At 69.3% G+C, this 19919-nt stretch carries 16 protein-coding genes and 1 pseudogene; 11 read left to right on the top strand and 6 right to left on the bottom strand.

The annotated features are described in order from the left end of the window. From secD to A5696_RS13590, 5 genes are all read left to right on the top strand, one after another. The coding region (secD, locus tag A5696_RS13610) for a protein translocase subunit SecD (RefSeq protein WP_067879356.1) at window positions 1–1253 on the top strand (1253 nt) is incomplete at its 5' end. After that, on the top strand, window positions 1250–2455 hold the full coding sequence (secF, locus tag A5696_RS13605; protein ID WP_067879352.1) for a protein translocase subunit SecF: 1206 nt from the start codon (window positions 1250–1252) through the stop codon (window positions 2453–2455). The genes secD and secF, both read left to right, overlap by 4 nt. 7 nt (window positions 2456–2462) lie before the next feature. After that, window positions 2463–4121, top strand: coding sequence for an ABC transporter substrate-binding protein (locus tag A5696_RS13600; protein ID WP_067879350.1), 1659 nt, complete (start codon window positions 2463–2465; stop codon window positions 4119–4121). After that, window positions 4103–4642, top strand: coding sequence for an adenine phosphoribosyltransferase (locus tag A5696_RS13595; protein ID WP_067879347.1), 540 nt, complete (start codon window positions 4103–4105; stop codon window positions 4640–4642). The genes A5696_RS13600 and A5696_RS13595 overlap by 19 nt, the downstream gene beginning before the upstream one ends. Before the next feature lie 154 nt (window positions 4643–4796). Further along, window positions 4797–7148 carry a bifunctional (p)ppGpp synthetase/guanosine-3',5'-bis(diphosphate) 3'-pyrophosphohydrolase gene (locus A5696_RS13590; protein ID WP_067879372.1) on the top strand — a complete coding sequence of 784 codons (2352 nt, stop codon included), beginning with the start codon at window positions 4797–4799 and terminating at the stop codon, window positions 7146–7148. 93 nt (window positions 7149–7241) lie between these two features. On the opposite strand, the gene A5696_RS13585 is transcribed toward A5696_RS13590, so the two are convergent. Together A5696_RS13585 and A5696_RS13580 are read right to left on the bottom strand one after the other, a co-directional pair. Next, window positions 7242–8960, bottom strand: a complete 1719-nt coding sequence (locus A5696_RS13585; protein WP_067879344.1) for a protein kinase — start codon at window positions 8958–8960, stop codon at window positions 7242–7244. A 78-nt stretch (window positions 8961–9038) separates the two neighbouring features. Then, a complete protein-coding gene (locus A5696_RS13580) occupies window positions 9039–9932 on the bottom strand; it encodes a peptidylprolyl isomerase (RefSeq protein ID WP_067879341.1) in 894 nt (297 codons plus the stop codon). A 107-nt stretch (window positions 9933–10039) separates the two neighbouring features. On the opposite strand from A5696_RS13580, the gene A5696_RS13575 reads away from it, so the two are divergent. Together A5696_RS13575 and hisS are read left to right on the top strand one after the other, a co-directional pair. After that, entirely contained in the window at window positions 10040–10702 is a 663-nt protein-coding gene (locus tag A5696_RS13575) for an MBL fold metallo-hydrolase (protein ID WP_067879338.1), read from the top strand. Next, window positions 10699–11961 (top strand): histidine--tRNA ligase, encoded by a 1263-nt coding sequence (gene hisS / locus A5696_RS13570; protein WP_067879336.1) that lies wholly within the window; start codon window positions 10699–10701, stop codon window positions 11959–11961. Before A5696_RS13575 ends, hisS begins: the two co-directional genes overlap by 4 nt. Here the strand turns inward: hisS and A5696_RS13565 are convergent. Then, the gene (locus A5696_RS13565) at window positions 11950–12990 is read right to left on the bottom strand and encodes an Lrp/AsnC family transcriptional regulator (RefSeq protein ID WP_067879369.1); all 1041 of its coding nucleotides are present in this window, start codon (window positions 12988–12990) and stop codon (window positions 11950–11952) included. The genes hisS and A5696_RS13565 overlap by 12 nt on opposite strands. 97 nt (window positions 12991–13087) lie before the next feature. Here A5696_RS13565 and A5696_RS13560 point away from each other — a divergent pair, with 97 nt between their 5' ends. Further along, window positions 13088–13540 carry an SDR family NAD(P)-dependent oxidoreductase gene (locus A5696_RS13560; protein WP_067879333.1) on the top strand — a complete coding sequence of 151 codons (453 nt, stop codon included), beginning with the start codon at window positions 13088–13090 and terminating at the stop codon, window positions 13538–13540. Between the two features lie 11 nt (window positions 13541–13551). Then, window positions 13552–14409 (top strand): LLM class flavin-dependent oxidoreductase, encoded by an 858-nt coding sequence (locus tag A5696_RS13555; protein WP_067879330.1) that lies wholly within the window; start codon window positions 13552–13554, stop codon window positions 14407–14409. A gap of 95 nt (window positions 14410–14504) precedes the next feature. On the opposite strand, the pseudogene A5696_RS28370 reads toward A5696_RS13555, so the two are convergent. Beyond that, window positions 14505–14801, bottom strand: a pseudogene (locus A5696_RS28370) (transposase); the annotation flags it as partial. A 92-nt stretch (window positions 14802–14893) separates the two neighbouring features. On the opposite strand from A5696_RS28370, the gene A5696_RS13550 reads away from it, so the two are divergent. Further along, window positions 14894–16363, top strand: a complete 1470-nt coding sequence (locus A5696_RS13550) for an HNH endonuclease signature motif containing protein (RefSeq protein WP_067879326.1) — start codon at window positions 14894–14896, stop codon at window positions 16361–16363. On the opposite strand, the gene A5696_RS13545 is transcribed toward A5696_RS13550, so the two are convergent. Next, window positions 16360–17259, bottom strand: coding sequence for a haloalkane dehalogenase (locus A5696_RS13545; protein WP_067879324.1), 900 nt, complete (start codon window positions 17257–17259; stop codon window positions 16360–16362). The two genes, A5696_RS13550 and A5696_RS13545, sit on opposite strands and share 4 nt — an antisense overlap. 51 nt (window positions 17260–17310) lie before the next feature. On the opposite strand from A5696_RS13545, the gene A5696_RS13540 reads away from it, so the two are divergent. After that, a complete protein-coding gene (locus A5696_RS13540; RefSeq protein WP_067879321.1) occupies window positions 17311–18330 on the top strand; it encodes an Rv2578c family radical SAM protein in 1020 nt (339 codons plus the stop codon). A gap of 1 nt (window position 18331) precedes the next feature. Here A5696_RS13540 and A5696_RS13535 read toward each other — a convergent pair whose 3' ends face one another. Then, the gene (locus A5696_RS13535; protein ID WP_067879318.1) at window positions 18332–19897 is read right to left on the bottom strand and encodes a metallophosphoesterase family protein; all 1566 of its coding nucleotides are present in this window, start codon (window positions 19895–19897) and stop codon (window positions 18332–18334) included. Between the last annotated feature and the right edge of the window lie 22 nt (window positions 19898–19919).

Below are 19919 nucleotides of genomic sequence, written 5' to 3'. Positions count from 1 at the left end.
CAACGCCACCGCGGCCCTACCCGCAGGACCCACCCCCGAGCCCGGCACCCGCCCCGCCCGGCCCGGCGCCGGCTCCCGCGCCGGCCCCGCCGGCGGCGCCCGCGCCGCCCGACCCGCGGAAGGACCTCGCCGACCGCATCGCCGAGGAGAAAGAGTGGCGGCAGAGCACCCGCCAGGGCATCCAATACCTCGCCCTGCAGTTCCAGGCGACCCAGTGCGACAAGAAGGACGACATCCTGGCCGGCAACGACGACCCGGCCCTGCCCCTGGTCACCTGCTCGACCGACCACAAGGTGGCTTACCTGCTGGGGCCGTCGATCATCAGCGGTGACCAGATCGAGAACGCGACGTCGAGCATGAACCAGCGTGGCATCGGCTACGTCGTCGACCTGCAGTTCAAGCCCGGCGCGGCGAACACTTGGGCCGACTTCACCGCCGCGCACGTCGGCACCCAAACCGCCTTCACCCTGGACTCCCAGGTGGTCAGCGCCCCGATGATCCAGGAGGCCATCCCCGGCGGGCGGACCCAGATCACCGGCGGCGACCCGCCGTTCACCGCGTCGACCGCCCGTCAGCTGGCCAACGTCCTCAAGTACGGTTCGTTGCCGCTGTCCTTCGAATCGTCGGAGGCCCAAACCGTCTCGGCCACACTGGGATTGACGTCGCTGCGGGCCGGCCTGGTGGCGGGCGCGATCGGCCTGGTCCTGGTGTTGCTGTATTCGCTGCTGTACTCCCGGGTGCTGGGACTGCTCACCGCGCTTTCGCTGACCGCTTCCGGCGCAATGGTTTTCGCGATCCTGGTGCTGTTGGGCCGCTACATCAACTACACCCTGGACCTCGCGGGCATCGCGGGTCTGATCATCGGTATCGGCACCACCGCCGACTCGTTCGTGGTGTTCTTCGAACGCATCAAGGACGAGATCCGCGAGGGCCGCAGATTCCGCTCGGCGGTGCCACGGGGCTGGGTGCGGGCCCGCAAGACGATCGTGTCGGGCAATGCGGTCACGTTCCTGGCCGCCGCGGTGCTGTACTTCCTGGCCATCGGCCAGGTGAAGGGCTTCGCGTTCACGTTGGGCCTCACCACGATCCTCGACCTGGTGGTGGTGTTCCTGGTGACCTGGCCGCTGCTCTACCTGGCCTCGACGTCGCCAACGCTGGCCAAGCCGACCTACAACGGCCTGGGGGCCGTGCAGCAGGTCGCCCGCGAACGCCACGCCGCCGCGGCCGTCAAGACGGGGCGGGACAGCGCATGACCGACGCCGTCGAGCTGACCGGCACACCGCTGCCGCACCACAGCTTCATCTCCCGGCTCTACACCGGCACCGGCGCGTTCGAGGTGATCGGGCGACGGCGCCTGTGGTACGGCATCAGCGCCGCGATCGTGGCGGTCGCGGTCCTCAGCATCGTGTTGCGGGGCTTCAGCTTCGGGATCGACTTCAAGGGCGGCACCACCGTGTCGATGCCCCGGGGTAACGCGCAGACCGCGCAGGTGTCCCAGGTGTTCCACAAGACCATCGGCAAGGACCCGGAGTCCGTGGTCATCGTCGGCAACGGCTCGTCGGCGACGGTGCAGATCCGGTCGGAAACGCTGACGAACGACCAGACCACCAAGCTGCGCAACGCCCTGTACGACGCGTTCCAGCCCAAGGGCACCGACGGCAAGCCGAGCAAGCAGGCGATCAGCGACTCGGCGGTCTCGGAGACCTGGGGCGACCAGATCACCAAGAAGGCCCTGATCGCGCTGGTGGTGTTCCTGGCGCTGGTCAGCCTGTACATCACCGTGCGCTACGAGCGCTACATGGCCATCTCGGCGCTGACCACGATGTGTTTCGACCTGACCGTGACCGCCGGCGTCTACTCGCTAATCGGATTCGAGGTCAGCCCGGCCACCGTCATCGGCCTGCTGACCATCCTGGGTTTCTCGCTGTACGACACCGTCATCGTGTTCGACAAGGTCGAGGAGAACACCCGCGACTTCCAGCACACCAACCGGCGCACCTTCGCCGAGCACGCCAACCTGGCGATCAACCAGACGTTCATGCGCTCGATCAACACCAGCCTGATCGGCGTGCTGCCGGTGCTGTCCCTGATGGTCGTGGCGGTCTGGCTGCTGGGCGTCGGCACGCTGAAGGACCTGGCGCTGGTGCAGCTGGTGGGCATCCTGGTCGGCACCTACTCGTCGATCTTCTTCGCCACCCCGCTGTTGGTCACCCTGCGCGAACGCACCGAGCTGGTGCGGACCCACACCCGCCGGGTCCTCAAACGGCGCAGGCCCGCACCCGAGGCAGCCGCCGAGATCTCCGAGGACACCGCCGAAGAGCTCCGCGACGAGGGCACCGAGGCGGTGCCGGCGGCCGGCAAGCCCGCCGCGAACAAGCCGGCGCCGGGCGCACGCCCGGTCCGACCCGCCGGGACCCGGCGCCCGACCGGCAAGCGAAACGCCGGCCGGCGGTAGGCCCCAGATGGTGCGGGCCGGCTGGCGTGGGCTGAGAACGTCCGCATCCGTCGGCTTGGCAGCGGCGCTGGCGGCGGCCTGCACGCTGACGGCCTGCTCGGGCAGCGCCGCGTCCAAGATCGATTACGTGGTCGACGGCCCGCTGGTCACCTACAACACCAACACCGTCGTCGGAGCGGCCTCGGCGGGGGCGCAGGCGTTCGCGCGCACGCTCGCCGGGTTCGGCTACCACGGGCCCGACGGGCAGGTCGTCGCCGACCACGACTTCGGGAGCGTGTCGGTGGTCGGCGGTTCGCCGCTGGTCCTCGACTACCAGATCGCCGACAACGCCGTCTACAGCGACGGCAAGCCGGTGACCTGCGACGACCTCGTCCTGGCATGGGCGGCCCAGTCCGGCCGCTTTCCGGGCTTCGAGGCCGCCAGCCAGGCCGGCTACGTCGACATCGCGAACATCGAGTGCATTCCGGGCCAGAAGAAGGCCCGGGTGTCCTTCGCCCCCGACCGCGGGCTCGTCGACTACAACCAGCTGTTCGACGCGACCTCGCTGATGCCGTCGCACGTAATCGCCGATCAGCTCAACGTGGACGTGACCGCGGCGCTGCTGAGCAACAACACGCAGGTGGTGGCGCAGATCGCGAAGCTGTGGAACACCACCTGGGATCTCAAGCCCGGGCTGGATCTGAAGCGGTTCCCCTCGTCGGGGCCGTACAAGATCGAGTCGATGCTCGGCGGCGGCGCCGTGGTGCTCGTCGCCAACGACCGCTGGTGGGGCCCGAAGCCGATCACGAAGCGGATCACGGTGTGGCCGCAGGGGCCCGACATCCAGGACCGGGTGAACAACCGCAGCGTCGACGTGGTCGACGTCGCGACCGGCTCGTCCGGGACGCTGGCCACCCCGGACAACTACGAGCGCGCCGAGTCGCCGTCGGACGGCATCGAGCAGCTGATCTTCGCACCGCAGGGACCGCTGTCGCAGCCGAAGGCCCGGCGCGCGTTCGCGCTGTGCACACCGCGCGACACGATCGCCCACGACGCCGGGGCGCCGATCGCCAACGCGCGCCTGCAGCCGGCCACCGAGGACGCCGTCGCCGCCGGCGAGGGCGCCGCCGAGGCCGGACCGTTCGGCAAGGCGGACCCGGCCGCCGCCCGCGACGCGCTGGGGGGCGCGCCGGTGACCGCGCGCATCGGCTACCAGGGACCCAACGCGCGCCTGGCGGTGACCGTGGGGGTGATCACCAAATCCTGCGCCGCTGCCGGCATCACCGTCACCAGCGTCAACCTGGACACGTCCGGCCCGCAGGCGCTGCGGGACGGGAAGATCGACGTGCTGGTGGCCAGCACCGGCGGCGCCGCCGGCAGCGGGTCGACGGGTTCGTCGGCGATGGACGCCTACGCCCTGCACAGCGGCAACGGCAACAACCTGTCCGGCTACTCGAATCCCCAGGTGGACGGCGCGATCAGCGCGCTGGCGGTGTCGGCCGACCCCGCCGAGCGGGCCAGGCTGCTCGGGCAGGCGGCGCCGATACTGTGGGCCGACATGCCGACCCTGCCGCTGTACCGTCAGCAGCGCACGCTGCTGACGTCGAAGAAGATGTATGCCGTGAGCAGGAACCCGACCCGCTGGGGCGCGGGCTGGAACATGGACCGATGGGCGCTGGTCCAATGAGGCAGGTGGCCGATCTGATCGCCTCGCTGACCCGCGACGTCGCCGACTTTCCGCAGCCCGGCGTCCGGTTCAAGGACCTCACGCCGCTGTTCGCCGACCGCGACGGCATGACGGCGGTCGTCGACGCGCTGGTCGGCGTCGCGTCCGGCGCGGACCTGGTGGCCGGCATCGACTCCCGCGGGTTCCTGGTCGCCGCGGCCGTCGCCGGCCGGCTCGGCACCGGTGTGCTGGCGATCCGCAAGTCCGGCAAGCTGCCGCCGCCGGTGCACGCCGAGCAGTACGCCCTGGAGTACGGCACCGCCACGCTCGAGATCCCGGCTGACGGGATCGATCTGCGCGGCCGCGACGTTGTCATCATCGACGACGTGCTCGCCACCGGCGGCACCCTCGGCGCCGCCGCCCGGTTGCTGGAACGCGCCGGCGCCCACGTGAGTGCGGCCGCTGTGGTGGTGGAACTCACCGCGCTGGGTGGGCGCGAGGCGATCGCGCCGTTGCCGGTGTACAGCCTGAGCAGGGCCTGATGCCGGAGTGTGAGCTGGTGGCGTCGCGTGTGAACGTGGGGCGGGAATTTCGCCGTTTCGCCGCCGCAGCCGCACACTCAAGGCCCTCAGTGCACACGCGACAAGGCCGGGAGATCGGACTTTGGCGATATCCTCGAGGTCGGAGGTGACCAACGTGGCTGACGAGAAGAGCGCGGCGCAGGCCCTCGACGCGCCCGCCGAGGTCACGGAACCCCTGCTGGAGCTGCCGGAGCCGCCGGTCGAGAAGACCAGCGCCTCGCGCCGGGTCCGGGCCCGGCTGGCCCGTCGGATGACCGCCCAGCGCAGCGCGCTGAACCCGGTGCTCGAACCGCTGGTGGCGGTGCACCGCGAGGTCTACCCCAAAGCGAACCTGTCGATGCTGCAGCGCGCCTTCGAGGTCGCCGACCAGCGGCACGCCACCCAGCTGCGCCATTCCGGTGACCCCTACATCACCCACCCGCTGGCCGTCGCCAACATCTTGGCCGAACTGGGCATGGACACCACCACTTTGGTGGCCGCGCTGCTGCACGACACCGTCGAGGACACCGGTTACACGCTCGAGGCGTTGAGCGAGGAGTTCGGCGAGGAGGTCGGCCACCTCGTCGACGGCGTCACCAAGCTGGACCGGGTGGTGCTGGGCAGCGCCGCCGAGGGCGAGACCATCCGCAAGATGATCACCGCCATGGCCCGCGACCCCCGGGTGCTGGTGATCAAGGTGGCCGACCGGCTGCACAACATGCGCACGATGCGGTTCCTGCCGCCGGAGAAGCAGGCCCGCAAGGCCCGCGAGACGCTGGAAGTGATTGCGCCGCTTGCACATCGGCTGGGAATGGCCAGCGTCAAGTGGGAGCTCGAGGACCTGTCGTTCGCGATCCTGCACCCCAAGAAGTACGAGGAGATCGTGCGGCTGGTGGCCGGCCGCGCGCCGTCGCGGGACACCTACCTGGCCAAGGTCCGCACCGAGATCGTCAACACGCTGAACGCGTCGAAGATCAAGGCGACGGTGGAGGGCCGCCCCAAGCACTACTGGTCGATCTACCAGAAGATGATCGTCAAGGGCCGCGACTTCGACGACATCCACGACCTGGTCGGCATCCGCATCCTGTGCGACGAGATCCGCGACTGCTACGCCGCCGTGGGCGTGGTGCACTCACTGTGGCAGCCGATGGCGGGGCGGTTCAAGGATTACATCGCCCAGCCCCGCTACGGCGTCTACCAGTCGCTGCACACCACCGTCGTCGGCCCCGAGGGCAAGCCGCTGGAGGTGCAGATCCGCACCCGCGACATGCACCGCACCGCCGAATACGGCATTGCCGCCCACTGGCGCTACAAGGAAGCCAAGGGCCGCAACGGAGTTCCGCATCCGCATGCCGCCGCCGAGATCGACGACATGGCCTGGATGCGTCAGCTGCTCGACTGGCAGCGGGAGGCCGCCGACCCCGGCGAGTTCCTCGAGTCGCTGCGCTACGACCTTGCGGTCCAAGAGATCTTCGTGTTCACGCCCAAGGGCGACGTGATCACCCTGCCGACGGGGTCGACGCCGATCGATTTCGCCTACGCGGTTCACACCGAGGTCGGTCACCGGTGCATCGGTGCCAGGGTGAACGGCCGGCTGGTGGCGCTGGAGCGCAAGCTCGAAAACGGCGAAGTCGTCGAGGTTTTCACGTCCAAGGCGCCCAACGCGGGGCCGTCGCGGGACTGGCAGCAGTTCGTGGTGTCGCCGCGCGCCAAAGCCAAGATCCGGCAGTGGTTCGCCAAGGAGCGCCGCGAAGAGGCGCTGGAGGCCGGCAAGGAGGCGATGGCCCGCGAGGTGCGCCGCGGCGGACTTCCGTTGCAGCGCTTGGTGAATGGCGAGTCGATGGCCGCCGTTGCCCGCGAGCTCCATTACGCCGACGTGTCCGCGCTGTACACCGCGATCGGCGAGGGGCACGTGTCGGCGAAGCACGCGGTGCAGCGGCTGCTGGCCGAGCTCGGCGGCATCGACCAGGCCGAGGAGGAACTCGCCGAGCGGTCCACGCCGACCACGATGCTGCGCCGCCCGCGCAGCAGCGACGACGTCGGGGTGTCGGTCCCCGGCGCCCCGGGCGTGCTGACCAAGCTGGCCAAGTGCTGCACGCCGGTCCCCGGCGACCAGATCATGGGCTTCGTCACCCGCGGCGGCGGTGTCAGCGTGCACCGCACCGACTGCACCAATGCCGCGTCGCTGCAACAGCAATCGGAGCGCATCATCGAGGTGCTGTGGGCGCCGTCGGCGTCGTCGGTGTTCCTGGTCGCCATCCAGGTCGAGGCGCTCGACCGGCATCGGCTGCTGTCCGACATCACGCGGGTGCTCGCCGACGAGAAGGTCAACATCCTGTCGGCGTCGGTCACCACCTCGGGCGATCGGGTCGCGATCAGCCGGTTCACCTTCGAGATGGGCGACCCCAAGCACCTCGGGCATCTGCTCAACGTCGTGCGCAACGTCGAGGGCGTCTACGACGTCTACCGGGTGACTTCTGCCGCCTGAGGCTGCCTAACGGCGGCGGGCGGGCCGCCCCCTCGAGCACCTCGCCGATGACACGGACCGCCGAATGTCCTGGGGTACCCGGTGTGATCGCGTCTAGCCCACCCGCACCGAGGTGATCGTGATGGTGGTGGCGGGATTGCCCCGGGTGCGGTCGCCCGCCACTCCCACCTTGGCCATCTTGTCGAGGGTGTCCAGCCCCGCGGAGTCGACGGAGCCGAAGACCGTGGACGTGGGCTCTATCTCGGCGTCCCGGTACACGATGAAGAACTGGCTTTCGTTGGTGTTGGGCCCGGACTGGGCCATCGCGACGGTGCCGCGCGGATAGATCACCGTCGCCTTGAGCGCGGGATCGCCCGCCGGGTACTGATTGGTGGGGTATTCGTCGGCGAATTCGTAACCGGGGCCCCCGCCGCCGTCGGCGTCGGGGCCGCCGAACAGCAGCGTGCCGCCCTCCGGCTCGTCGATGATCCGCCCGCACTGGGTGTTGTCGAAGAAGCCCTGCTTCGCCAGGCTGACGAAGCTGTTCACCGCGCACGGTGACTCGTTGTTGGCGAGCTGGATGCCGATGTCTCCGAAGTTGGTGGAGATGGTGGCGTGGATCTGGGCGGGTTCGGTGGACACCCTGCCCGACGGCGGCGGGGTGGCGGGCTTGCTGGCCGGATCCGGCGCGGGCCGGTACTGGCAATTGGCGCCGAGGCCGGGCGGGGGAGCGAACGCCGGCAACGGCGGCACGCTCGCACCGGCCGGAGCGGACGAACCCGGCGCCGATCCCGGCCTGGCGGACACCCTGGCGCGGGTCGGCGTGGTGGACGCGGCGCCGGTGGTGGAGCCGTGGCTCTGCGTCACCAGGGATACGACCAGCGCAACCACCGCGGCCAGCGCGATCACCGACCCGCCCACGACGCCCAGGACCAGGCGCCGGTTCGAGGTTCTCGCCGGGGGCGGCGGCGGGGGAGGCGCCGGGGCGGCGGGCGCCACCGAGTCGACGTGGCCGGTGAGCGCGGCCCTCGCGGCCTCCGCGAGCTCGATCGCCGACTGGTAACGGGCTTCGGGGTCCTTCGCCATGCCGCGGGCGATCACCGCGTCGAAGGCCGGCGGTATGCCGGGCGCCGTGATCGACGCCCGCGGGGGCGGCGCATTCACGTGCGCGTGCAGCTGTTCTTCGAGGCTGTCGCCGGGATAGGGGCGGCTTCCGGTCAGGCACTCATAGAGCACGCAGGCCAGCGAATACACGTCGGCGCGGTGGTCGGTCGTGCCCTTGAAGCGCTCGGGCGCCAGGTACGCGACGGTCCCCATGGTGGCGCCGGTTTGGGTGAGCTGCGTGTCGGACTCCGCGCGGGCGAGGCCGAAGTCGATCAGGTACACGAAGTTGTGCGCGTTGGTCACGAGGATGTTCTTCGGCTTGATGTCGCGGTGGACCAGCCCCACCCGGTGGGCGCTGTCCAGCGCGGCGGCAACCTGTTCGATCACCGCGACCGTGCGCTCGGGGGACAGCCGCCCGCCGCTCTCGTCGATGTACTCCGACAGGTCGCGGCCCTCGATCAGCCGCATGTCGACGTACAGCCGGCCGTCGATCTCGCCATAACCGTGTATCGGCACGATGTGCGGGTCGTTGAGACCCGCCGCGATGCGCGCCTCGCGGCGGAAGCGTTGCTGAAAGTCCTGATCCTCCGCCAGATGTGGCGGGAGCACCTTGAGGGCCACGATCCGATCGGTGGTCGCGTCGTAGGCGCGATACACCCGGCCCATGCCACCGCGGCCCAACAACTCCACTATCTGGTAATGACCGAATGACTCCGGATCAATACTCATCCCACGAACCCTAAACCGTGGAGGGTGCGAGTCTGGCGATTCTCAGCAATCCCGCGATGGTGTTGCGCTGCCCCGGGTTTAGTCGAGCAGCAGCGACTTGATGGTGACCTCGCCGGCCGGCGCCCCGTCTTCCCCGCCGCCGGCGACTCCCGCCTTGGCGATCTTGTCCAGCGTGGCCAGCCCGTCGGCCTGGATCGTGCCGAAGACGGTGTATTGCGGCGGCAGCTGAGAGTCCTTGTAGACCATGAAGAATTGGCTGCCGTTGGTGCCCGGTCCGGCGTTGGCCATCGCCAGGGTGCCCCGCGGATACAGCACCGGCTGCTGCGCCTTGGGGTCGTTGGGCGGGTACTGGTCGGTCGGGTACTCGTTGGCGAATTGATAGCCGGGGCCGCCCGTGCCGTCGCCCTTCGGGTCGCCGCATTGCAGGACGCCAAGCGTGTCCGAGGTGGTCAGCCGGTGGCATTTGGTGCCGTCGAAGTACTTCTGGCCGATCAGACTTGCGAAACTGTTGACGGTGCAAGGTGATTCGTTGTTGGCCAGCATCAGGCCGATGTTGCCCTGGCTGGTCGTCATGCTCGCGCTCACCTGGGCGGGGTCCGTCGGGATCTTGCCGGTGCGCGGCGGCTTGACCTGCTTGGCGGCCGGGTCTTGCGACGCCGGATATTGGCAGTTCGCACCCACGGACGCCGACGGCTTGAACGCCGGCAGCGGCGGAACGGGCGGCGGCGGTCCGGCGGACGTCGTCTCCGGGGAGCTGCTGGCCGCGGGGGTGCTCGTCGCCGCGGTGTTGTTCTTGTGCTCGTGCTTGGTGTTGACGATGGCGATCACCACCGCCGCGATGACGGCCACCCCCACGATCGAACCACCGGCGATCACCATGATCCGGCGCCGTTTGGCCTGCTGTTGACGGCGCTCCAGCTGCCGTTCGAGTTTGCGCTTGGCGTTGGCGCGTCGCTGTTCGTTGGTCGGCACGGCCGGTATGCCTCCATGCTTGGTCAGTGGGGCCCTGAGCTGGCCAGCCCAGGCTAATGTGGGCGCCGTGACGGGCGCCAACCGGCCCCCGTGGGAAACTGGGAAGCGTGTTGATCACCGGATTCCCCGCCGGCATGTTGGCGTGCAACTGCTATGTGCTGGCCGAACGCCCCGGAACCGACGCCGTCGTCGTCGATCCCGGGCAACGTGCGATGGGCGCGCTGCGGCGAATCCTCGACGAGAACCGGCTCACCCCGGCCGCGGTGCTGCTCACCCACGGCCACATCGACCACATGTGGTCGGCCCAGAAGGTGTCCGACACCTTCGGCTGCCCCACCTACATCCACCCCGAGGACCGGTTCATGCTCACCGACCCGATCCACGGCTACGGCCCGCGGCTGGCTCAGCTGGTGACGGGCGCGTTCTTCCGCGAGCCCAAGCAGGTGGTGGAGCTGGACCGCGACGGCGACAAGCTCGACCTGGGCAGCGTGACCGTCAACGTCGACCACACGCCGGGACACACCCGCGGATCGGTGGTCTTCCGCGTCTCGGCTGACAACGACGTCGTCTTCACCGGGGACACGCTGTTCGAGCGCTCGGTGGGCCGCACGGACCTGTTCGGCGGCAGCGGCCGCGACCTGCTGACGTCGATCATCGACAAGCTGCTGGTGCTCGACGACGACACCGTCGTCCTGCCCGGACACGGCAACGCCACCACCATCGGCGCGGAACGACGTTTCAACCCGTTCCTCGAGGGCCTGAGCCGGTGACGGAGTTCTCCGCTCCCAAGGGGGTGCCGGACTACCTCCCGCCCGATTCGGCCCAGTTCGTCGCGGTGCGCGATGGGTTGCTCGCCGCGGCCCGCCGGGCCGGCTACGGCGACGTCGAGCTGCCCATCTTCGAGGACACCGCCCTGTTCGCCCGCGGCGTAGGCGAATCCACCGACGTCGTCTCCAAGGAGATGTACACGTTCGCCGACCGCGGCGACCGTTCGGTGACGCTGCGGCCGGAGGGCACCGCCGGGGTGGTGCGCGCGGTGATCGAGCACGGCCTCGACCGCGGCGCGCTGCCGGTGAAACTCTGTTATGCGGGGCCGTTTTTCCGCTACGAACGCCCGCAGGCCGGCCGCTATCGCCAGCTGCAGCAGGTCGGGGTGGAGGCGATCGGCGTCGACGATCCCGCGCTGGACGCCGAGGTGATCGCCGTCGCCGACGCCGGCTTCCGCTCGCTGGGCCTGGACGGCTTCCGGCTGGAGATCACCTCGCTGGGCGACGAGAGCTGCCGCCCGCAGTACCGGGAGTTGTTGCAGGAGTTCCTGTTTGGCCTCGACCTCGACGAGGAGACGCGGCGGCGCGCGCAGCTGAACCCGCTGCGCGTGCTCGACGACAAACGGCCCGCGGTGCGCGCGATGACGGCCGACGCGCCGGTGCTGCTGGATCACCTGTCGGATGCCGCCAAGCAGCACTTCGACACGGTGCTGGCGCACCTGGACGCGCTGGGGGTGCCGTACGTCATCAACCCGCGGATGGTGCGCGGGCTGGATTACTACACCAAGACCACGTTCGAGTTCGTGCACGACGGCCTGGGCGCACAGTCGGGGATCGGGGGCGGTGGCCGCTACGACGGCCTGATGCGAGAGCTCGGCGGACAGGACCTGTCGGGCATCGGATTTGGGCTCGGGGTGGACCGCACCCTGCTGGCGCTGCGCGCCGAGGGCAAGAGCGTGGGGGAGACCACGCGCTGCGACGTGTACGGGGTGCCGCTCTCCGAGCCGGCCAAGCTCTCGCTGGCGGTGCTCGCGGCTCGGCTGCGTGGCGCCGGCGTCCGCGTCGACCTTGCCTACGGAGACCGCGGGCTCAAGGGCGCGATGCGCGCCGCGGACCGCTCCGGCGCGCGGATCGCCTTGGTGGCGGGTGACCGGGACCTCGAATCCGGGACCGTCGGGGTGAAGGACCTCGGGACGGGCGATCAGGTGTCTGTGCCCACGGATTCGGTTGTGGCCGAGGTCCTTTCGCGGCTAGGGCGGTAGCTTCGCATCGGAGCGGTGCGGGGCGCGCGCCGGGTTCGGGTTCATCAGCCGCCCATGCGCGATCACGGAGCCGTGTTGCTTGAGGCGTTGGGTGCGGACGCTGACCTCGTAGCTGAGGACCCCTTCGATAGGAGCCAGGCGGTCGGTGAGGTACGCGTACAGGTCGTGGACGTCACGGCAGATGGCCACCGCCATAAGGTTTTTGCTCCCGCTGACGGCGGCCGCGAACGCGATCTGGTCGTGCGCGGCAATCAGTTCACCGACGCGCTGCAGGTGCCGGGGCGCCACTGTGAGCCACAGCATGGCGCTGAGGTGGTAACCCAGTCGCTCGGGAAGCAGGTCGACGTCGTAGAGCAGCGCCCCGGACGCTTCCAGTGTCGCCAGTCGCCTGCGCACCCGGGCGACTGACCACCCGGTGCGTTCGGCCAATCGCGAGTGCGGTGCGCGGCCGTCGTCGGCCAGCGCGTCGAGCATGGGACGGTCCTCCGCGGTCGGCCGGGACGGCTGGCCGGGCGCGGGAGCCTCGACGCGGGCCAGGATCTGTCCGGCCTGTTCGGCGTCGAGCGTGTGGCCGTAGCCCGTCCACGGCGTGCTCGGGGGTTGCCCGAATGTGTGCAGCACCAGGTCGATGTCGATGCCGGTGACCGAGTTGGTACGCGGAAGCCGCTGCAGCACAACGTCTTCGCGGTTCTCGCCGAGCGGCGCGCGGATGGTGCAGACCAGGTCGGTCCAGCCCGACAGGACGTTGGCGTGGGACACGTCCGGCCGTCGGATCAGCGCGTCGGCCAGTTGCGGGATGCGTTCGGGTTTGGCGCGTATCCGGCACACCCAGTGGGCCCAATCGTCGTCGTCGCCGGCCCACGGGTTCTGCATTCCCACGACGCGCACGACGCCGTCGCGGCGCAGCCTGTGGTAGCGGCGCGCGACGGTTTGTTCGGTCGCGCCCGTCACCGCCGCGATGCGGCGAAACGAAACTCGGGGCGATATCTGCAACGCGTGCAGTATCTGGCCGTCCAATGCATCAACCATGGTGAAAACCATCCATTGAGCGCTAGTTGACGAAGATTTCTCGATAATTGGAGCCGCACGGTGGCAATTCTGTCACCTCCGCTGCGAATCTTGCACCATGAAACTGACGGGGAACACGGTCCTGGTCAGCGGCGGGGGCAGCGGGATTGGCCGCGGCCTGGCCGAATCGCTGCACCGCTCGGGCAACCAAGTGATCATCGCCGGCAGACGCCGGGGGCCGCTGCGGGCGGTCGCCGACGCCAACCCCGGCAGCATCACCCGCCTGGCCGCTCAGCTGAGGGCTCGGCACCCCCAGTCGCTGCGTCACCAGCTGCGCGGCACGCCGGTCCAGGTGGTCGAGATCATCCCGCCGAGGGTGGAGACCGAAATGCAGCAGGGTCCCGACGTGATTGCGCTGGAAGACTTTGTGGCCGAGTCGATTTCGCTGCTGCGATCTCAACCTCACGCCGACGAGGTGGTGGTCGATGCCGCTCGACGGGTGCGATTCGCCGGGCGCGACGGTTCGTACGACGAGATCTTCGAGGCCGTCAACCCGATCACGACGAAATAGGAAGGATCGCAATGCAAATCGGAATCGGCCTGCCGAGCCACATCGCCCATGCGCCGGGCCCGTTGACGGTGCAGTGGGCCCGCCGGGCGGAACAGCGGGGATTCGCCGCTGTGGCCACCATCGACCGGCTCGTCTACGAAAGCCTCGACTCGATTGCCACCCTTTCGGTGGTCGCGGGCGCGACCAGTGAAATCGGTCTGGTGACAAACGTTTTGCTGGCCCCGCTGTGGCCGGCCGCACTACTCGCCAAACAGCTCGCCACGGTGGCGGCCTGCTCCGGTGAGCGGCTGATCGTGGGCCTGGGGGTGGGCAGCCGGCCCGACGACTACGCCGCCGTCGGGGCGGACTTCGGCAGACGGGGGCGAGCCTTGGACCAGGCGGTGGGATGGCTGCGCGACGCGTGGCACGCCGAGCCGGTAGCAGGCGACAGGGCGCTGTGCCCGGCGCCCGTGCGCATTCCGATTCTCTTCGGCGGAAGGTCGCCGGCGACCATCCGTCGTGTCGCCACCGTCGGCGACGGCTGGTCGGCCGGTGCGCTGCGCGACTACGCCAGCCAGGCGCCGCTCGCCGACCGGGTTCGCGACGCATGGCGCGAGGCGGGTCGCCCGGGGCGGCCACGGATCCACGCCAGCGTGAACTTCGCTCTCGGCGGCGAGGAGATCGTCCGGCGCGGCCATGCACACCTGTGGGACTACTACGGGTTCAATCCCGACTACGCGGCCCTCAATGTCGCCGACATGCTGATCTCGCCACAGGATGCGGCGGCCACCGTGCGCGCCTACCGCGACCTCGGCTTCGACGGGCTCATCTTTCACCCGTGCGTCGCCGCGCTCGAGCAGGTCGAACGCCTCGCCGACGCGGTGCTCTGAAGCCAACTGTCGTCAAGTTGCCTCATGTCAAGATGCGCGCGAAGGGTGCATCGTTGCCTCACGTGAGCGTGCGCGCTTGGTGACCGGAGCGGGGGGACCAGCTCTCGGAAGTGGGGCAGCACGGCCACCAATTCGGTGAGCATGGGAGCAAGCCGTTTGCCAGCCGGCTTTCCCAGCACGGTCCAGCAGACCGTCAACGCCGCGATGACATCATCGTCGTACGTCGCCGGCCGAGGACTGCGCGCAGTCACGATCGTGGCCACCGGTGCGGCGTTGAGGGCCTTGCGGGCGTGACTTCGGTGCCAGCCGGTATTCGCGCACAACTCGTCGAGAATCCGACTCTTCCCGCGCTTACTGGCCTGCCGGTAACGGATCGCTGCTGCCTGCGTCACTGCCCTGCGCTCAGCCAAAGTCAAGGCGCGCCGTCCACGCGCGCATCTCAGATGAGTCGACGCGGTCGGCGGACACTGCTATACTCGAACGTATGTTCGATTCCCGTAGGCTTCACGATTACTGGGAGCCCCCGACCACGGAGCGTTCGGCGGCGCTGGTGGAGCGGATGTGCGCGTCGTGGCGGGCCGAGGCGCGGGCGGCGGCGCGGTTGGATGCGATCGGGGAGTTGTTCGAGTTGCGCCGGGCCCAGCGCGGTGAAGAGGCGAATTGGGCGGTGGATACCTGGGCGGCGGTGGGCGCGGAGGTGGCTGCGGCGTTTCGGATCAGCTTGGCGCTGGCGGGTAGCTATTTGCGGTATGCGCGGGCGATGCGTGAGCGGCTGCCGGCGGTGGCCGGGCTGTTTCGGGCCGGGGATATCGATTATCGGTTGTTTCAGACGCTGGTGTATCGCAGCGATTTGATCACCGATGGCGAGGTGTTGGCGGCCGTTGATGCCACTCTGGCAGCGAACGTGGTGCGCTGGCCGTCGATGACGCAGGGCCGGCTGGCCGCCCAGGTGGATCGGGTCGTGGCCAAGGCGGATCGGGATGCGGTGCGCCGGCGCCGCGAGCGTCAGGTCGATCGCGAGATTTGGATTGGGGATCGGGTTCAAGACGGCCTCTCGGAGATCCATGGTGCCTTATTGACCCCGGATGCCCATGCGTTGGAAAAGCGGTTGAATGCGTTGGCGGCCACGGTGTGTGCCCATGATCCGCGCAGCCGCGAGCAGCGCCGCGCTGATGCGCTGGGGGCGCTGGCCGCGGGGGCGGATCGGCTGGGGTGTCGGTGCGGGCGCCCGGATTGCGTGGCCGGGAAACGGCCCGCGGCGGGACCGGTGGTGATTCATGTGATCGCCGAGCGGGCCACCCTGGACGGGGGCAGCGCTGCGGCTAGTGAGGTGGGCGCCGACGGGCTGATCCCGCCCGAACTGGTGGCCGAACTGGCCGCCTCGGCGAGGCTGGTACCGCTGATCCATCCCGGCGACGCGCCACCAGAGAACGGGTATGTGCCCTCGAAGGCGTTGGCCGATTTCGTGCGCTTTCGTGATCTGACGTGTCGGGCGCCGGGCTGTGATGCCCCGGCCATCGGCTGCGACATCGACCACACCATCCCCTATGCCCAGGGTGGGGCCACGCATGCGTCGAACCTGAAATGTCTTTGCCGGCTTCATCATTTGCTCAAAACGTTCTGGGGCTGGCAGGAGACACAGCTGCGCGACGGCACCGTAATCTGGACGCTGCCCGGCGGGCACACCTACCTCACCACCCCGGGCAGTGCGCTGGTGTTCCCGAGCCTGTGCGCACCAACCCGACCACTGCACACGCTCACCCGCGCCCAGGGCTGCGCCGAGCGCACCGCGATGATGCCCAAGCGCCGCCGCACCCGCGCTCAAGACCGCGCCTACCGCATCGCCACCGAACGCAAACACAACCGCGACGCCCGCACCGCCCGGCGAGCCGAAACCTGGAGCTACACCGGACCCGCCCCACCTACCGACGACGACGAGCCACCGCCCTTCTAGGTGCCGGCAGACCGCAGTCGCCTGACGAACTCCGCCACCGCCACACCGATCTCGTCCGGGCTGTCTTCTTGGATGAAATGCACCCCGGGGACTGTGGTTTCGCTGAGATTGGCCCACGTCCGGACGTAGTCGCGGATGCGGCCGTTGAGAATGGCGCCGGGCTCGGCGTTGACGAACAGCTTTGGCACGGCGGCCGTTTCGAGCCAGCCGCGGTATTCGTCGACGACGGCGACGACCTCGGCTGGCTCGCCGTCGATAGGTATGTTGCGTGGCCACGACAGCGTGGGGCGCCTGTCCTCGCCGGGATTGAGAAACGGCCGGCGGTAGGCGTTCATCTCCTCGTCGGAGAGTTTCCGCTGAATGGCGCCGGGCAACACGCCTTCGACAAAGATGTTTTGTTCCAACACCATTCGCTCCCCCTCGGGCGACCGGAAGCCCTGGAACACGCTCCGCACGTTGGGATGCCAATCCGTCCACGTCATGGGAGTGACGATCGCCTCCATGAAGGCAATCCCCTGCACGCGGTCGCGATGCCGGTTGGCCCAGTCGAATCCCAGCGCCGACCCCCAGTCGTGCAGCACCAGCACGACGCGGTCGCCCAGGTCGAGTGCGTCCCACAGCGCGAAGAGGAAGTCGCGTTGCTCGGCATAGTGGTAGCGGTCGGCCCCCGACGGGCTGAGCTTGTCCGACGCGCCCATCCCGATGAGGTCGCACGCCACGAGGCGCCCCAGCCCTTCCAGGTGGGGCATCACGTTGCGCCACAGGTAGGACGACGTCGGGTTGCCGTGCTGGAAGACGATCGCATCGCCGTCGCCCTCATCGATGTAGGCCATCCGCTTTCCGGCGATCTCTTGGTAGCGCAGCTGACCGTACGGCTCGACTCGGGGGGATGTCATGGGGCAATCCTGTCACTTGACATCGGATCGAACAAAAGTTCGAATAGAGGCATGCGCTGGTCCAACCAGGCCGTCGCGGTCAACGGGAACCCCGTCGACGACGGGGCGCTCCCGGGGCTGCAGCGTCTCGGCCTCGTGCGCAGCGTGCGGGCGCCGCAGTTCGAGGGCATCACCTTTCACGAGGTGCTGTGCAAGTCGGCGCTGAACAAGGTGCCCAATGCGTCGGCCCTGCCGTTCAAATACACCGTCAACGGCTACCGCGGCTGCTCGCACGCCTGTCGGTACTGTTTCGCGCGTCCGACCCACGAATACCTGGACTTCGACTGCGGCACCGACTTCGACACCCAGGTAGTGGTCAAGACCAACGTCGCCGAGGTGCTGCGGCGCGAGCTGCGCCGGCCGTCGTGGCAGCGGGAGACCGTCGCGCTGGGCACCAACACCGATCCCTACCAGCGCGCCGAGGGCCGCTACGCGCTGATGCCGGGCATCATCGGCGCGCTCGCCGGGTCCGGTACGCCGCTGTCGATCCTCACCAAGGGCACCCTGCTCAAGCGGGACTTGCCGTTGATAGCCGATGCGGCCCAACAGGTTCCGGTCTCGGTCGCGGTGTCACTGGCGGTCGGCGATCCGGACCTGCACCGCGACCTCGAACCGGGCACCCCGACGCCGCAGGCGCGCCTGTCCCTGATCACAGCGATTCGCGACGCCGGCCTGAACTGCCACGTGATGGTCGCCCCGGTCCTGCCGCACCTCACCGACGGCGCCGACCACCTCGACCGGCTGCTCGGCCAGATCGCCGCGGCCGGCGCCACCGGGGTGACGGTGTTCGGGCTGCACCTGCGCGGTTCGACGCGCGGCTGGTTCATGGCCTGGCTGGCCCGCTCGCACCCCGAGCTGGTCGGTGCGTATCGCGAGCTCTACCGGCGCGGCGCCTACCTGCCGCAGGGCTATCGCGACGCGCTGCGCGCACGGGCCGCGCCGTTGATCGCCAAGCACCGCCTGGCCGGCGATCCCCGCCCGGTCCCGCAGACCACGGCCGGGCCGGAACCGCAGCAGGCGACGCTGTTTTGAGCTAACCCGCCTTGTCGCCGCGCGGCTTGGTGAGCGTGAACTGGTCCACCGCGGTGACCTCACCGAACGGGCCGCTCAGCGCGTAATGCGTGGCCTTGATCGAGGTGTTGCCGCCGGGCCGGCCCGGGTCGACGTCGAAAGCCGCGAAGCCGTAAGGGTTGTCGCGGTCGCGGAACGCCGACCACGGCGCATCCTCCAGCACGTAGATCGGCGCCTTGCGGCCGAGTCCGGGGTCGAAAGCCCCGACACCGGTCAGCACGCGGCACCGCGGCTCGGGAAAGAACAACCCGTTGCTCGGCAACGAGGTACCGCCCCCGCCGATGACGAGATGCACGGTGCCGCGGGTGGAATCGATGAGGTCGTTGCGGGTCTCGACGGGCAGCGGCGTGAGCGTGTCGGTGCCCAGCGTCCCGCGCAGGGGGTGCGAACGTTCGTAGTGGTGTTCGTGGCCGCACACCACCAGATCGACCTGATACTGGTCGAACAACGGCAGCCATTCCTCGCGGATGCCCAGGTCGGCGCCGTTGGCCTTGTCGGCGGTGGAGATCGCCGTCTGATGCATGCACACGACGATCCAGTCGACATCCGGGTCGCGCCGCGCGTTGGCGAGTTCCCTTGCAAGCCAGCGCTTTTGCTCCCCGCCGGAGTACCCGTGCACGTAGAAGTTGCCTCCGTCCTGGAAGGCGACGTCGTCGTTGTTGAGGCTGATCACCCGCACCGACCCGGCGGTGAACGAGTACCACAGCCCGCGGGCCTCGGGGCTGGAACCGGAATCCGGCAGCGCGAAGTAGGTCTGGTAGGCGCCGTAACCGATTGGCCCGTTGCCCAATTCGTTCTCGTGGTTGCCCGCAGCCGGCATCCAGGGACGGTACCGCGCCGAGCGCGTGTTGTTCTCGAACCAGTCCGACCAGGTGCGGATGCGGTCCTGCGCGAGGTTGGCGTAGCACAGGTCGCCGTTGACCAGGTTGAACAGCGGACCGAGCCGCTCGACCGCCAGCGTGGTGTCGGCGGCCGCGGGCGACCCGATGTTGTCGCTGGCGTACCTGCCGTCGGGCAGCCGGGCCAGCGTCGGGGTGGACTGGTCGCCGAAGCTGGTGAAGCGCAGCGGCTTTCGGCCCGACGGCGCGGTCCGCACGGTGCCGCTTTCCGGCTCGGCGCCGTCGTGCACCGCGGCGTACACGTAGTCGGTGTCCGGCGTCAGGCCCGTCAGGCGAGCGTGGTTGACGCGAACCTCGACACCCGACTTGGCGTCCCGGTAGGTGCGGGTCTCGGCCTCGACGGTGCGCCCGAACCCGGACGCCGGGGTGCCGAGCATCACGCGCGGGTTGCGGACGGCCTCGGAGGTGTGCCAGGAGACCACCACCTCGGTGGCGGCGTTGCTGCCGAACTGCAGGTGCAGGCCGGTCACCGGCGGGGCGCCGTTGCGGTCCGGCTGATACCACGCCGACGGCGCCCGAGGATGCGACCACACCAGCGTCGCCCCGCCCCCGATGCCCGCCCCGAGGGCCGCCGACACCGCGCTGGTGGTCAACAGCCGACGGCGGCTGATCCCGGGATCGTCGCTCATGCTTGCTTCATACCTGACCCAA

The organism is Mycobacterium sp. E2699, assembly GCF_001666745.1.
Classification (GTDB): domain Bacteria; phylum Actinomycetota; class Actinomycetes; order Mycobacteriales; family Mycobacteriaceae; genus Mycobacterium.
Note: the sequence above shows the minus strand (reverse complement) of the source record. Positions and strands in the feature narration are given on the sequence as shown.

Bases quoted from the DNA above. Each gene is read 5' to 3' on its own strand.
- A5696_RS13545 (WP_067879324.1), bottom strand. From the start codon at position 17,259: ATGACATCCCCCCGAGTCGAGCCGTACGGTCAGCTGCGCTACCAAGAG.
- A5696_RS13540 (WP_067879321.1), top strand. From the start codon at position 17,311: ATGCGCTGGTCCAACCAGGCCGTCGCGGTCAACGGGAACCCCGTCGAC.
- A5696_RS13600 (WP_067879350.1), top strand. From the start codon at position 2,463: ATGGTGCGGGCCGGCTGGCGTGGGCTGAGAACGTCCGCATCCGTCGGC.
- A5696_RS13565 (WP_067879369.1), bottom strand. From the start codon at position 12,990: ATGGTTGATGCATTGGACGGCCAGATACTGCACGCGTTGCAGATATCG.
- A5696_RS13555 (WP_067879330.1), top strand. From the start codon at position 13,552: ATGCAAATCGGAATCGGCCTGCCGAGCCACATCGCCCATGCGCCGGGC.
- A5696_RS13585 (WP_067879344.1), bottom strand. From the start codon at position 8,960: ATGAGTATTGATCCGGAGTCATTCGGTCATTACCAGATAGTGGAGTTG.
- A5696_RS13535 (WP_067879318.1), bottom strand. From the start codon at position 19,897: ATGAGCGACGATCCCGGGATCAGCCGCCGTCGGCTGTTGACCACCAGC.
- A5696_RS13595 (WP_067879347.1), top strand. From the start codon at position 4,103: ATGGGCGCTGGTCCAATGAGGCAGGTGGCCGATCTGATCGCCTCGCTG.
- A5696_RS13560 (WP_067879333.1), top strand. From the start codon at position 13,088: ATGAAACTGACGGGGAACACGGTCCTGGTCAGCGGCGGGGGCAGCGGG.
- secF (WP_067879352.1), top strand. From the start codon at position 1,250: ATGACCGACGCCGTCGAGCTGACCGGCACACCGCTGCCGCACCACAGC.
- A5696_RS13550 (WP_067879326.1), top strand. From the start codon at position 14,894: ATGTTCGATTCCCGTAGGCTTCACGATTACTGGGAGCCCCCGACCACG.